The sequence below is a fragment of the Methylomonas sp. ZR1 genome (assembly GCF_013141865.1).
Classification (GTDB): domain Bacteria; phylum Pseudomonadota; class Gammaproteobacteria; order Methylococcales; family Methylomonadaceae; genus Methylomonas.
The window spans coordinates 1,558,211-1,572,795 of record NZ_RCST01000001.1; the positions used below are offsets into that span (position 1 = coordinate 1,558,211).

General features: G+C 53.4%; 11 protein-coding genes. 2 read left to right on the forward strand and 9 right to left on the reverse strand.

The window, feature by feature from the left end:
• Positions 1-16: 16 nt before the first annotated feature.
• On the forward strand, positions 17-949 hold the full coding sequence (locus tag DDY07_RS07140; protein WP_171695358.1) for a vWA domain-containing protein: 933 nt from the start codon (positions 17-19) through the stop codon (positions 947-949).
• A 1-nt stretch (position 950) separates the two neighbouring features.
• On the opposite strand, the gene DDY07_RS07145 is transcribed toward DDY07_RS07140, so the two are convergent.
• The 7 genes from DDY07_RS07145 to DDY07_RS07175 form a co-directional block, all read right to left on the reverse strand.
• Positions 951-2,123, reverse strand: a complete 1,173-nt coding sequence (locus tag DDY07_RS07145; protein WP_171695359.1) for an EAL domain-containing protein — start codon at positions 2,121-2,123, stop codon at positions 951-953.
• A 19-nt stretch (positions 2,124-2,142) separates the two neighbouring features.
• A complete protein-coding gene (locus DDY07_RS07150) occupies positions 2,143-4,821 on the reverse strand; it encodes a nitrate reductase (RefSeq protein WP_171695361.1) in 2,679 nt (892 codons plus the stop codon).
• 12 nt (positions 4,822-4,833) lie between these two features.
• On the reverse strand, positions 4,834-6,057 hold the full coding sequence (locus DDY07_RS07155) for an NAD(P)/FAD-dependent oxidoreductase (RefSeq protein WP_171695362.1): 1,224 nt from the start codon (positions 6,055-6,057) through the stop codon (positions 4,834-4,836).
• A gap of 77 nt (positions 6,058-6,134) precedes the next feature.
• Positions 6,135-7,427 (reverse strand): alginate export family protein, encoded by a 1,293-nt coding sequence (locus tag DDY07_RS07160; protein ID WP_033156208.1) that lies wholly within the window; start codon positions 7,425-7,427, stop codon positions 6,135-6,137.
• 31 nt (positions 7,428-7,458) lie between these two features.
• On the reverse strand, positions 7,459-9,183 hold the full coding sequence (locus DDY07_RS07165; RefSeq protein WP_084153264.1) for a nitrate ABC transporter ATP-binding protein: 1,725 nt from the start codon (positions 9,181-9,183) through the stop codon (positions 7,459-7,461).
• Positions 9,184-9,229: 46 nt separating this feature from the next.
• The gene (locus tag DDY07_RS07170; RefSeq protein ID WP_033156210.1) at positions 9,230-10,243 is read right to left on the reverse strand and encodes an ABC transporter permease; all 1,014 of its coding nucleotides are present in this window, start codon (positions 10,241-10,243) and stop codon (positions 9,230-9,232) included.
• 91 nt (positions 10,244-10,334) lie between these two features.
• Complete coding sequence (locus DDY07_RS07175; protein WP_033156211.1) at positions 10,335-11,729, reverse strand: CmpA/NrtA family ABC transporter substrate-binding protein; 1,395 nt, start codon at positions 11,727-11,729, stop codon at positions 10,335-10,337.
• Between the two features lie 621 nt (positions 11,730-12,350).
• Between DDY07_RS07175 and DDY07_RS07180 the strand changes: the two genes are divergently transcribed.
• Positions 12,351-12,893 (forward strand): hypothetical protein, encoded by a 543-nt coding sequence (locus DDY07_RS07180; protein WP_171695364.1) that lies wholly within the window; start codon positions 12,351-12,353, stop codon positions 12,891-12,893.
• 327 nt (positions 12,894-13,220) lie between these two features.
• Here DDY07_RS07180 and DDY07_RS07185 read toward each other — a convergent pair whose 3' ends face one another.
• Positions 13,221-13,397, reverse strand: coding sequence for a hypothetical protein (locus tag DDY07_RS07185; RefSeq protein WP_171695365.1), 177 nt, complete (start codon positions 13,395-13,397; stop codon positions 13,221-13,223).
• 206 nt (positions 13,398-13,603) lie between these two features.
• Positions 13,604-14,584 carry a two-component system response regulator gene (locus tag DDY07_RS07190; protein WP_171695366.1) on the reverse strand — a complete coding sequence of 327 codons (981 nt, stop codon included), beginning with the start codon at positions 14,582-14,584 and terminating at the stop codon, positions 13,604-13,606.
• Position 14,585: the final 1 nt, after the last annotated feature.

The following is a 14,585-nucleotide window of genomic DNA, read 5'->3' on the forward strand; positions in this document are numbered from 1 at the left end:
CCGATAATTTCGCTATATGACTATCGTCCCCAATCTTAGGGATTACCGTTTCTGGCTGCTGACCGCGGCCTTGCTGTCCTTGTCGGTAGTGTTTTTCCATCCGCAAACCAGCGCGCAAGTGCCGCTCTACCGGCTGGTATTTGTTGTCGATATTACCCGCAGCATGAATACCGAAGATTATCAGCTGGATAAACAGCCGGTCAGCCGCTTGCAGTTTGTTAAACAGGCGTTGCGCAAGGAATTGTTAAAACTGCCTTGCGGTTCGCAAGTCGGTTTGGGGGTGTTCACCGAACGCCGCTCGACTCTGCTATTCGAACCGATCGAAGTCTGTTCGGGTTTTGCCGAGCTGGACGCAGCGATTGCGGCGCTGGATTGGCGTATGGCTTGGGCCGCCGACAGCCGCATCGCTAGTGGCTTATTAAGTACGCTTGAGATGTTGCAAGGTAAGGACCAAACCTTGGTGTTTTTCAGCGACGGCCAGGAAGCACCGCCGCCCAATCCGCGTTACAAACCCGATCTGTCGGTAGTTAAAGATAAGGTAAAAGGTGTGATCGTCGGCGTCGGCGGCGATCAACTTGCACCCATCCCTAAGTTCGACGCCAAAGGCCAACGCCAGGGGTTTTATAAACCCGAAGACGTGCCGCACCGCTCGTCTTTCGGCGAATCGGATCTAAATCCCGAGAAGATCCAGGGCTACAACGCCCGCAACGCACCGTTTGGCAGCGAGGCGGCCAGCGGCGACGAGCATATGAGCCGGCTACACGACAGCTATCTACGCCAGCTGGCTGCCGAGAGCGGCTTGCAATACCGGCGCCTGAGCGATACCGACAGTCTGGATCAAGCGCTGCAACAAGCCGAGTTTGCCAAGCCTGGCACGCACACCGTCGATAGCAGCTGGCGCTATGCCGGTCTGGCTTTGTTGTTTCTGGTGATGGTGTATCTAAAGTAGCTCAATCGCCGGACACTGTATCGACGAGCAATATTCGTTCACTATCCAGGCGCAAAGACAGGGTTTTGCACAGCAAGCTGGTTTCAAAATCCATGTAGCGCTCGGAAGTGACGACCCGATTGCGGTCGCCGCAGTTTTCCAATGCCAGCAATTGAAAGAAATAAGGGCGCCAGGACCAGTTAAAGCCTATTTTGCGCGGATCGGTAAACCATTGGTTTTCTTTGAAATTAAAATCCGGCGAAATCTGGTCGCCGTGGTTGTTGCACAAATAAAAACGAATCACGCCGCTATCGGTAAAATTCCAGCTGACCAGTTCATTCAAGTTAAAGTCGTCCTGCAAGGTTTCGGCCAGCTTGTAAATCAAGGTTTTGGTGGTGTTAATGGCGCTGACTTTCTTTTGCACCTTAACCAGTGTGTTTTTCAAAAATTTAGTGCGCAATGAAGCGATATGTTGTTCGTAAAGCTCGGCATGCTGAAAATCGGCTTCGGCTTTGGCAAACAAAAACCCCTGCATGAATTGCGCGCCGCAGTTCAAACTAAATAAAAACGCTTCGTCCGATTCCACGCCTTCACAAATAATCCGGCAGCCGGTGCGTTTACCCAGCCGCGAGATCATATGAATAATGTCGCCGGCGATGCCGCCCTTGGTGGCCAGCTTGAACAGCCGCATATCGATTTTGATGATGTCGGGTTGAATGGCGATCACCCGTTCCAGTTGCGAGGCGCCGGCGCCGAAATCGCCGATAGCCACACTCAAGCCGTGTTTGCGGTAGCGCTGTACGATTTGTTTTAACTTTTGCGGATCGACATGCGCATTGGAAATTTCCACGATGATGCGTCGCCGGTCGATATTCAACTCGTCCAACATCCGTAGCGTGGGTAGCGTGTTTAATTGGCGCAGATTTTCTATCCAGGCCGCGGAAATATTCAGCGCCAGATAGCTTTGCGTATCGGCCAATTCCGAGAATTTTTCCAGGGCCTGCCAGCGTACCTGCCTGTCCAGTTCGATACGGGTTTTGGCATCAACCTCGGCGGAAGAGAAGAGGGCGCCGGCGGAAACCACTTTGCCTTTGTCGTCGTATTGGCGGGCCAGGGCTTCGTAGCCGACGATTTTGCCGCTGGCCACCGAAATAATGGGTTGGAAATACGGGAATAACTGTGTTTTAGCTTGCATCGTCCCTTGGGCTATCAATTTAACTGGGTTTGGGTAAAAACTCCTTCAACTCCGCGACGCAGGAACCGCAACCGCTACCGGCGCTCAAACAGGCGCTGATGTCGGCGACGCTTTGCAGTTGCTGGGTTTGCACCGCGTGTCGGATGGTTTTTTCGCCCACATTGAAACACGAACAGACGATTCGGCCAATATCGGCTTCACCTTTTGGCGGCAGTCCGCTCAGCAAGCTCAGGCGCTCGGCTCGGCTCAACTCATTTTTAGCGAATAAACTGCCCAGCCAGCCAGGCTCGGGCAGCTCGCAATCCGGTCCGACGCACAAACAGGCTTGTAATTCGCGATCCGGTAAATAAGCGGTACGGTAATAGCCGGCTTGTTGGTCGCTGTATTCCAGCCAGCAGTTATCATCATCAATATGTCTTGTGTCAGCGAGCAGCGCGCGGCTCCAGGCCCGCCAGTCCTTGCCGGGTTCGGTAGACGCTAACTCGTAACGAAAATAGCGGTCGCCGCGCACACTGACTTGATACTCGGCCCCGCCAATTTGTAAGGGACGGCGCGACAAAATAGTGGCATACCAACGTGACGGCCAGGCATGGATTGTGGCCGGTGTTTGCTTGCTTTCCGGTTGCCCGGAATAGGGATCGACCACCGGATTGACCACGGCGCCCATGCGGCCGTGGCTGCTGAGTTGTTCGGTCCAGTGCATAGGTACGAACAGACTGCCGATTTGTTGCCCCGGATTGAGATCGACGCGGGCCAGCATACTGCCCCACCGGCTTTGGATCTGCGCCAGACTGCGCGCGCTTAAGCCGAGGCGTTCAGCGTCGGCGGGGTTTATCTCGACGAAAGGTTCCGGGCGGTGCGCGTTTAATTTGGCGGCCAGACTGGTGCGGGTCATCGTGTGCCATTGGTCGCGCAGGCGGCCGGTATTCAGCGTAAACGGATAATCGTTATCCGGCGCGTTAACAGGCGGACGCGGGGTAATCGGGATGAAGCGGGCTTTACGATTGCTTGTGTAGTACTGGCCGTCAGTAAACATTCTGGCTGCGCCTGCGCTTTGCTGGTGGGTGACCGGCCATTGCACCGGTTGCAGCGCGTCATAACCTTGCCCGTCCAAGTGGACAAAGGCCGATAAATTAAAATCGCGTAACTGATGCTCGTCATCGTTTTCGAAGGCCGACAGCGCGGCGTGTTCACGAAAAATGTCGGCGCTGGATTGGTAATTAAACGCATCGCTAAACCCCATGCGCTGAGCGACTTGGCTGATGATCCACCAGTCGTGTTTGGCTTCGCCGGAGGCCGGAAACAAGGGCCGTTGCCGAGAGATGCGCCGCTCCAGATTGGTGACGGTGCCGTCTTTCTCGCTCCAGCCGGTGGCCGGCAGCAGCACATGAGCCAACTCGGCGGTATCGGTGTTGGCGATGCAATCGGATACCACCACCAATTCGCATTGTTGCAAGGCACGTTTCACTTTGTCGGCGTCCGGCATCGACACCACCGGATTGGTCGCCATAATCCATACGGCCTTGATTTGACCAGCGGCAATGGCGTCGAACATCGCTACGGCCTTCAAACCTTGTTTGTCGGCGACTTTGTCACTGCCCCAAAAGCGGCCGACTCTATCGACGTGTTCCGGGTTTTCCAGGTCCATATGCGCAGCCAAGGTGTTTGCCAAGCCGCCCACTTCGCGGCCGCCCATCGCGTTAGGTTGACCAGTGAAGGAAAACGGCCCCATGCCTGGCTTGCCGATGCGGCCAGTGGCGAGGTGGCAGTTGATGATGGCATTGCATTTATCCGAACCGGAGCTGGACTGGTTGATGCCCTGCGAATAAACCGTGACGGTTTTCTCGGTGCCGGCAAACCAGTCGAACAGTGTGGCGACTGCTTCGCTAGGCAAGCCACAGCCTGCGGCGACCTGCTCGATACTGCCGGCGGTTTTCACAGCTTCTTGCAATGCGGCGTCGAAACCTTCGGTATGTCTATCGATATAAGTCTGATCGATCCGGCCGTTTTGCGCTAAATAAGCCAAAATGCCGTTGAACAATAGCGCATCCATGCCCGGTTTAACGGGCAGATGCAAATCGGCGATGTCGCAACTGGCCGTGCTGCGCGGATCGATCACCACAATCTTTAAATTTGGGTTGTTTTCCTTAGCCTTGCGAATGCGTTGAAAGGCAATCGGGTGGCACCAGGCGGCATTGGAGCCCATCAGTAAAATCAACTCGGCCAGTTCCAGGTCTTCGTAATTGCAAGGCACGGTATCGGCGCCAAACGCGCGTTTGTAGCCCACTACCGCCGAAGACATGCACAAACGGGAGTTGGTATCGATATTGGCGGTGCCGATGAAGCCTTTCATCAATTTGTTGGCGACGTAGTAATCCTCGGTCAGCAATTGGCCTGAGACATAAAACGCCACCGCTTCGGGGCCGTGCTGCGCAATAATGGTGTTAAAGCGTTCTGCGACATGATCTAAAGCTGACGCCCAATCGACTTGTTTCCCTTGAATGCTGGGATAAAGCAGGCGGTTTTCCAGCGACACGGTATCGCCCAGCGTCGCGCCTTTGGAGCAAAGTCTGCCGAAATTGGCTGGGTGCTTACTGTCGCCTTTGATGCTGACCCGGTGTGTCGCGTGGTCTTCTATCGTGGCTTCGATGCCGCAGCCGACGCCGCAATAAGGACAAGTGGTTTTGATGGTGTTCATGGGTAAAGGAATTTAAGCCGCGCGCGCGAGCGGGATTCTGCCGAACATCAAGCGGTCGCGGATCGCGGCAATCGGTGTGCTTTCTTTAACCAAATTCAGATACCAGGCACTGTCGCTGGTGTCGCCGTACAAAATAACGCCGACGACGACGTCGCCGCGCAGGACAATTTTTTTATAGATGCCCAGGCCGTGGTCAATCAACTGCAAAATCTGGCATTCGCTGTCGCCTTCGAAATCGCCCACCGAGAATAAATCGATGCCGGTGACTTTCAACATCGTCGCGGACGATAAGGTTTTAAATTGGCTGTCGACTTTACCCGCCAGTTGTTGCGCGCAGACTTTGGCCTGTTCGTAGACCGGCGCGACCAAACCGAACAGTTCGCCCCGATACTGCACGCATTCGCCGACCGAGAATATCGCCGGGTCGCTAGTCTGCATGCCGTCGTCGACTACGATGCCGTGCTGACACGCCAGACCGATGCGTTTAGCCAGACTGATATTGGGCTTAATGCCGGTGGACATAATCAGCATGTCGGCCGGTAATACGCTGCCGTTACTCAAAGTCACCGCGCTGATATGCCCGTCCTGACTGTCTATGCGTTGGATGGTGGTACCCAGATGAAACTGAATGCCTTTATCCGCCAATTGCCGTTGTAAAAACGCCGCAGCTTTACCATCCAATTGCCGGTTCAACAAATGGCCGGCACGGTTGATGACGCTGACTTGCATACCGCGTTGCAATAAGCCGTTGGCGGCTTCCAGACCCAGTAAACCACCGCCCAGAATGACCGCATGTCGTTTGCTGGCGGATTTTTTGATCATGGTTTCCACGTCGGCGATGTCTCTAAAGCCCAATACGCCTTCGACGTCGCGGCCCGGTATGTCCAGCATCAGCGGCAAGGAACCGGTGGCGATCAACAGTTTGTCGTAAAACGCGCAGGTGCCGTCGTGGGCGATGACACAGCGGCGTTCGCGATCAACATCGACAACCGCTTTGTCCGGTCCGCAATACAAGGTCACGCGGTTTTTTAGATACCAATCGAAATCGTGAATCATGATGTCGGCAACGCTTTTGGCGCCGAACAACACAGGTGTCAGCATGATGCGATTGTAGTTGCCGTGCGGCTCGGCGCCGAACACGGTAATGTCGTAGCGATCCGGTACGGTTTGAATCAATTCGTCAACGGTGCGCATGCCGGCCATGCCATTGCCTATCACTACCAATTTGAGTTTCATGATGTTGTCGGTACTATTTGCGAAGATCGGTGGGAAATTGGACGCAAACTGTGCAAAACAGTTTGCGCCGCTGCTGCCTAGAAGCTGACGTTGCCTTGCATCCAAATCACTTGGGTGTCCGGGAACGCCGGGTTATCGCTGTTAAAGTTCGCGTACTTGGCTAACAGCGAGTAATGTTTGCCAAACTTTTTCAGGGCCTGAAAATCCCATTCCTTACCGTATTCAATTTTGCCGGTATCGTCTTTAAAGTCGTGATAGACGCCGGTAATGATCAAGCTGTCGTTCATCGCTTTGTAGCTGGCGGTGGCGAAGACGTCGCGGATACCATTAGCCGGTGTAGTCAAAAATAAATCCGCCCACCCCTGGAAAGCGTGATTGGTGCCCAGCGGGGTTTGGAAAGATTTGCCGGCTCCGTAGCCATTTAGCTGCTCCACGGCACCTGACACGGTCAGATTGTAAGCACTGGCCCCCGCCATCAGATTGAAGCGGTCGGCCTGATAGTGGTTGGGGTTGTCGCCGTAGTCCGATTGTTTGCTCCATTCGGCCGTGTAGATGGCATTGACAGTGTCAAAAAACTGCGGCGATTTGCCATCGAAGCGCAAGCCGTAGGTTTGTGAGGAGTTAGCGTAGTTAGCGCGTTCGCGGTAATCCAGCCAGTATCCGTAACCGATCAGGTTGCCCCAGTCATTAATCTTGTAATTCAGGTTTAAAAACGGCGCGTTTATCGAATGCGTTTCGCCGAATATGTTTTGGATGTGGTCTATATAGCCGACGTTTGCTGTCAGCCCGAACAAGGTCTGATTATTGTGGGTGATCAGAATCGAGTCATAGGTCATCTCCATCTGCCGCCAGCCGACGTTACCGATGAAGCGGTCGTCGTCCAATTTGATGCGTTGCCGGCCGACTTTGATCAGGGTGTCGGCGATGCCTTTGTAGCTGATCCAGAATTGATTCAGCTCGTTACGGGCCGGATCGGCAATGACGGCATAGTTGCGGTCACGGTTCGAGGTAGTACCGCCGCGGTCGTAGTCGGCTTGAGCCGCGTAGAGGCCTTCGTATTCCGCGTAACCTTGGAAATCGTGAAAAACCGGCGTCAGGAAACCCAGCCGCAGGCGCACCGTATTGGCGTTGGCGGTTTCCACCGGCTGGCCGCCCATATTGGCGGGTTTACGAACAGAGTTGTCTTTATCGACATTCTCCCAGCGGTAATTCAAATCCATTTTTACCGCGCCGTTGCTGCCGTAATGGTAGAAATTCAAGGCGTCTTCCACCTCTTTGGTAATGTCGGCGGCGGCCGGTAGGCTGAAGAAGGTGAGTGATAATAGTGTCGCCGGTAACGTGCCGGTTGGACGTTTGAGTGTTTGCGGCATAAGGCCCCCTAGGAAAACAAGCGGTTATAAATTAATGGGTGTGATCGCATTCGGACAGGAAGGTCAGCAAGCTCTCCCGGTACTTGTAGTAATCCGGATGCTCCAGCAGGGCCTTGCGAGTACGCGGCCGAGGCAGGTCGATTTCTTGAATTTTGCCGATTTTGGCGTGCGGGCCGTTGGTCATCATCACCACTCTGTCAGCCAATAGAATGGCTTCGTCGACGTCGTGGGTCACGACGATCGCGGTGACGTGGGTGCGTTCCCAGACTTCCATCAATACTTCCTGCAATTCCCAACGGGTCAACGAATCCAGCATACCGAACGGTTCGTCCAGTAGCAGTAATTTTGGCGACAAGGCAAAGGCGCGGGCAATACCGACGCGCTGGCGCATGCCGTTGGACATGTCCCCGGCTTTTTTAAACATCGCATCGGCCAGACCGACCCGGGTCAGGTAGTATTCGACGATGTCCTCGCGTTCGTCTTGCGAGGCATGTGGGTACACTTTATCCACGCCCAGCATCACGTTTTCGAAGGCGGTCAGCCAGGGAAACAGGCTAGGAGCCTGAAACACCACGCCGCGATCCGGACCTGCGCCGCTGATTTCCCGGTTATCCAAAATAATGCCGCCTTCGGAAATTTCGTTCAGGCCGGCGGTCATCGACAAAACCGTGGATTTACCGCAACCGGAGTGGCCGATAATGGAAATGAATTCGCCTTTCTTCATTTTTAGATCGAAGCCGTCCACCACTTTCACGGTACTGTTGCCGTCCGGGGTAGGGTAGATTTTGGACAGATTCGAGAATTCCAGATAGCGGGCCTTGCCCAGATCGCGGGCGCTGGGTTTCAGCGCCGAGGTATCCAGCTTCCAGTCGTTACTGGTATTGGGGCGGACATCCGGCAGTTTGAGCTTGTCGCCAGCGTCGGCTTGGGCTTTTTCCATGCCGATATTCATCAAATAGCGGGTGATTTCCGCGCGCAGGCGTTTGAATTCATCGTTATGGTTTAAAGCGGTGCGGTCGCGCGGCCGCTCCAGGTTGACCGTAAAGGACGGGCCAAAGCTGGCATCCGGGCCGGGATTGAGTGGAATGACCCGGTCGGCCATGTAAATGGCTTCATCGACGTCGTTGGTAATCAAGATGACAGTCTTTTTATCCTGTTCCCAAATTTGCAGAATTTCGTCTTGCAAGTTGCCGCGGGTCAGCGCATCCAGGGCGCTGAGCGGTTCGTCCAGCAGCAAAATATCCGGGTTGGCGGCCAGCGCCCGGGCCACGTTAACACGCTGACGCATGCCGCCTGATAACTCGGCGGGTTTTTTGTCCATCGCCCGGCCGAGGTTCACCATTTTGACGTACTTCTCGGTATGCGCGCGGCGTTGTTCCGGCGTCCAGTCCTTGAAGATCGCATCTACCGCCAGCGCCACGTTTTCGTAAACGGTTAGCCAGGGCATCAAGGAATAGTTTTGAAACACCACGCCGCGATCCGGGCCGGGTTCGGTGATGGGCTGGCCTTGTTTCAATAGTTCGCCGCTGTCGGCATGGATTAAACCCGCAATCATCGATACCAAGGTGGTTTTGCCGCTGCCGGAAAAACCGACAATGGCGATAAACTCGCCTTCGCGAATATCCAGATTAATGTCTCTGAGGATGGAGGTTTTGTCTTTGCCTTCTCCATAGGATTTACAGACATTTTTTAACTCTACTAACGGCTTATACGCATCGTTGGCGGGAACGGAAGACATGGCGGATTGTTTGTGCATGGAAAGTTCGATGATTTTGGCTTGGGCGGCGCTCATGACGGTATCCTCAGATTTTTTGGAACGAGAACAGGTTTTGTAACGAGTGCATTACCCGGTCGAGAATGAAGCCGATAATACCGATGGTAAAGACCGCCACCATGATCCTGCTCAAGGAATTGGAACTGCCGTTTTGGAATTCGTCCCAGACGAATTTGCCCAATCCTGGGTTTTGCGCCAGCATCTCGGCAGCGATCAACACCATCCAACCCACGCCCAAGGATAGGCGCATCCCGGTAAAGATATAAGGTAAAGCCGAAGGCAGAATGATGCGTTTGATTTGTGTGGCCCAATCCAGTCTTAACACTTTACCGACGTTGACCAAGTCGCGGTCTATCGATGACACACCCACGGCGGTGTTGATCAGCGTTGGCCATAAAGAGCATAAAGTCACGGTGATGGCCGAGGTGACGAACGATTTGGCGAACCAGGAATCGTCGTCAGTGACATAGATGGCGCTCACCACCAAGGTGACGATGGGCAACCAGGCCAGCGGCGATACCGGTTTGAAGATTTGAATCAACGGGTTAAACGCAGTATTCAACACCGGACTCATGCCGCAGATGATACCTAGAGGCACGGCAATCAGCGTGGCGATGATAAAGCCGGCGAATACGGTGCGCAGGCTGGTAAATATTTGGTCCAGATAAGTCGGTTTGCCGGTGTAGGGGCGGGGCTTGATTTCCGCTTTGGGGTCTTCGGCCAACTTTTCTTTATTCCGCAATTCCTGGCGTTCGTAAAACTCGGCCATTTTGGTTTTTTCCGCATAGTGTTCAGTCACCAAACCGCTGACTTCCGACCAGACTGCGACCGGGCCGGGAATGGCGCCCAAACTGGTGTTGATGCGTGCGGCAGTGACGCTCCAAAATCCTAAAAACAAGATGAAAGCGATGATGGGCACGCCCATGACCAACCATAACTGGCGCATTTGCTGGGCAGGATTTTCACCGGCGGCGATTTTGACTAAGGGTACGAACCAGGTCAGGCCGGTGATGTTAAAGAATTTGATCAATGTATTAGTCATGTCTTTGCTCGCTAGTCTTAACGGTGTCGGTAAAAAGGATGCGTCCTTGCATCAACATACGATCCTTGTGTAGAGCACCCACCAGAGTTTCTTAGTCGACAATCTTGCCGCCGGAGACGGTTTGTTTGCCTTTCAAGCCAATCGGAAATTTGGCTAGATAATCGTTAGGTTTGTTGGCATCGAACGGAATTTTGTCGATGAAAAAGTTTTGTGAAGGCTTGATGCCGGTGTCGGCCGGAAAATCTTCCGCTTTGGCTTTACCCTCGGCCACCAATTCTTTCGCCGCAGCCAAATATATATCGGGGCGATAAACTTTTTTCGCGGTGTCGAGATACCAGTTATCCGGTTTTTGCTCGGCGATCATGCCCCAGCGCCGTAATTGCGTCAGGTACCAAACCGCACTGCTGTAAGAGGGATAGCTGGCGCCGTGGCGAAAGAAGGTGTTGAAGTCGGGCAGGGAGCGTTTGTCGCCTTTTTCGTATTCAAAGGTGCCGTTCATGCTGGCCGCCAGTACTTCAACGTCGGCGCCCACATATTGTTTTTGCGACAACATTTCAATCGCTTCCTTACGGTTTTTGTTGCTTTCGGCATCCAGCCAGATCGAAGCGCGGATCAAGGCTTTAGTGACTGCCAGATAGGTGTTGGGATATTTCTCGGCCCAAGAGCTGGTCACGCCGAACACTTTTTCCGGAGTGTCTTTCCACAATTCCTCGTCGGTGATCACCGGTACACCGATGCCTTTAAATACCGCTTGCTGGTTCCACGGCTCGCCGACGCAATAGCCGAAGATGGTGCCGGACTCCAGCGTGGCCGGCATTTGCGGCGGCGGCGTGACCGACAACAAAGCATCGGCGCTGATCTGGCCGGAAATGTCTTGCGGTGGCGCATAGTAGCCGGGATTAATGCCGCCAGCCGCCAGCCAATAGCGCAGTTTCAGGTTGTGGGAACCGGCCGGAAAAGTCATCGCCATATTGAATGGCTTGCCTTCGGCTTTATATTTGTCCACTACCGGTTTCAGATAATCCGCCTTAATCGGATGCACCGGTTTGCCGCCCTCCATTGGCACATTGGCTTTCATTTGTTTCCAGATGTCGTTGGATACGGTGATGGCATTGCCGTTGAAGCCCATGCTGAAGGCAGTCACGATGTCGGCCTTGGTGCCGAAGCCGATGCTGGCCGCTAACGGTGCCGGCGCCAGCATGTGCGAACCGTCCAGCTCGCCGTTCACAACCCGGTCCATCACCACTTTCCAATTGGCTTGTGCTTCCAGTTGCACAAACAGGCCTTCCTCTTCAAAAAAACCTTTTTCCGCAGCCACCGCCAGCGGGGCCATGTCGGTCAATTTGATAAAACCGAACTTCAAATCTTCTTTTTCCAGTTTCCCGGCGGCGAAGCTGTGGTTGGAAAAGCCTAATATGCCCAGCGCAACCACCGAGCTGAAAGCGGCGGCAAGTGTCTTCGGGGTGAAAATGCGGTTCTGTTTCATGTCGGTTCCTGTCAATTGAGAAAAACGGGCCAAAAAAAAGGCGTCTATGCCCGACTTGTTTGCAAGCCTGACAGTAGACGCCTTTGTCTTTAGTGCTCAACAGTGAGCGGGGTTTGGGTTTACCACTCCTACACTGGAGTATTGCTGCTTACTAAGCAATGCTGATGCCAGTTTAATGACTCTTGTGATAACTATATGTAAAAAACCATTATAAACAGTGTGTTACACCTATTTTTGGTGAGTCTGTTTTTAGAGAAATTTGCGGGCGCATCTTGGCATGCAGAAAAATCATGCACTCTATTGATTCGGAAGTGCTTTTTTTGCACATGCGTGGTGCGCACCGGAATGGGGAGGCTCGCCGAGACATGCGGAAGAATTAGCGGTATTGCTAAGGTCGCGGGTCCGCGATGCAGGATTGGCTGGGCCGATATGAGCTTCCCGGTGGCTGGATAGGCATTTTGCCAGGTGTAAACCTGCCTGATAATGGCAATATTTCATTTAGGCGCACGAGCGAAGCAAATTGATACAATTCGCAGCAATGATGCTCGCCGTCTATGAAACAGAATAGGATGCAGCGAGTTTTAGGTAGACGAGTCAATCGAATTTAAGCTGGGGCGGATTATGAAATACATCGTAAAACAAATTGCCGATGACTTTATCTTTGAAGAAATGGAGCAGGCCAGGAAACAGTTTGTCGAGGCGCTGAATTACACCATGGAAAGCGCTACGATCTTTTTCGATAAAAATCCCACCAATCCGCTGGATTTTTTTATTGCCTACGATTTTCAGCAAAAGCACGGCGACCCTGTGGTCTATGGGTTTAATTTGCGGGATGAAATGATCCGAATTTTTAGTTTGGACGACAACAAAACCCATTCATCTCAATCAGCCCTGGCAATCAGCCAACAGCTAAAAAAACTGGCTGAGGAACTTGAAGAGCGTTACGACCCGGAACCCACGAAGACCATCGCCGAAACCCAAGAGAAAAAAGACACGCAATATGCCAGCAGCATCAATCGGTCTTACCGTGAGGTACTCAGAGAAGCGAAAGAACACGACCGAGCCGAGCAATTGCGGAAAGCCGAGGCTGCGGCTGCGGCGGCAGACGAAGGCTATCAACGCCATACGATTTTACTGGGCAGTAAGAGTGCGGCTAAATCCTAAGCCCGGCCCGTAAATATCGTCGCTCCCGCGCAGTCCGACATTCACGGGGCAGCGCTTAGCTGCCATATCACACTGCTAAGCCAATTTCCGGCTGACAAGACCAAAACGGTATTTTGAAAACGCCAGACAAGCTCACTGCGGATGCCTTGATTAGAGAGGGATCCGCAGCAGGGTTAATGCTACCATTGAAACGTGTTTAAGCAAGTGCTTTGCACTTTGCAGTACCCAATACCCCCATCAAACCAGAGAGGAACAGCCAATCCGTTGACTGTGCGTGGACTTGTCCTCACCGGTTCGAGTGTTGTGTTTGGCTAGTATGCTCTGCCTTTACACCGACAACATCCAGCCGTTTGCATAAAAAATCTCAAACTCCCGGAACAGCACGAAGAATCTGCCGAATTTGATTTTGCCTGTCCCGGCTTCATTCAGATCGGCGACGGTGCCGTCGCCATACCAGTTACTGTGGATGACATCGCCGATTTGTATTTTTTCGTAGGTTTTCATGACGCGCCCCTGGGTATTTAATGACAAGCAGTACGCAGCATAAAAAATGCCAAAACTATCGAATTAAACGGGGGTTGGGGTAGTGGGTGGCCGAGCCTTGCCGGCTGTGGCCTGAGTGCGAAGAGCTTGATAAGGCCAGAAATATAAAAGCCCGTTTCCGCCAGCAATCGTTACGGAAAATCGTCACCGATACGATATTTAGTAGCTTATTGGCCCCATGCCGCTTTCAGGCGTAAGATTTCCGGCATTATTTCCATAAACAAGGCCAGCAGGCGCGGATCGAAATGGCTGCCGGCCATGCTTTGCATCGATTTTAAAGTCTCTTCCAGCGGCCACGGTTCTTTGTAAGGACGTTTAGTGGTCAAGGCATCGAACACGTCGGCTATCGCCACGATTCTGGCGGATTCCGGAATTGCCTCACCGGCCAAGCCCAACGGGTAGCCGCTGCCGTCCCATTTTTCGTGGTGATGGCGGGCGATTTCCGCAGCCATTTTGAAGACCGGATTGTCGCTTTTGTTCAGAATGTCGTAGCCGATTTGCGAATGCGATTGCATGATCGGCCATTCCTCTTCATTAAGCGCCCGTGCGGCTTTTAAAATGCCGTGCGGAATGCCGATTTTGCCGGTGTCATGGGTGGGGGCGGCCAATTCCATCATCGCCACTTGCGATGGCGTCCAGCCGGCGGCGCGGGCCAGTGCCGCAGAATAAGCCGCCATGCGCCAGATGTGGTCGCCGGTGTACGGATCGTTATAGTGGCCGGCGTCACCGAGCATTTCGATGGCGGCGCGGGCGAGTTGGTCCAATTCATCTACTCGCACCAGCGATAAATGGGTTTGCACCCGGCGCAGCACGATGGGGCCGGAGACCGGTTTTTGAATGTAATCGACCGCGCCGACATCGAAGCCGCGCGCTTCGTTTTCCATTTCGCCCATCGCCGTGACGAAAATCACCGGGATTTTCGCAGTCAGCGGATCGGCTTTTAACTGCGTACACACTTGGTAGCCGTCCATATTCGGCATCATGATGTCCAGCAGAATGATGTCAGGTTGATGTTCCCGGGCGGCCGCCAGGGCTTTTTCGCCGTTGATGGCAAACAGCAGTTGAAAGTGGTCCTTGAGTATTTGCTGTAACACTTTCAAATTGTTCGGTTCGTCGTCGACCAGCAATACTTTGTAGCTGTCTTTCATG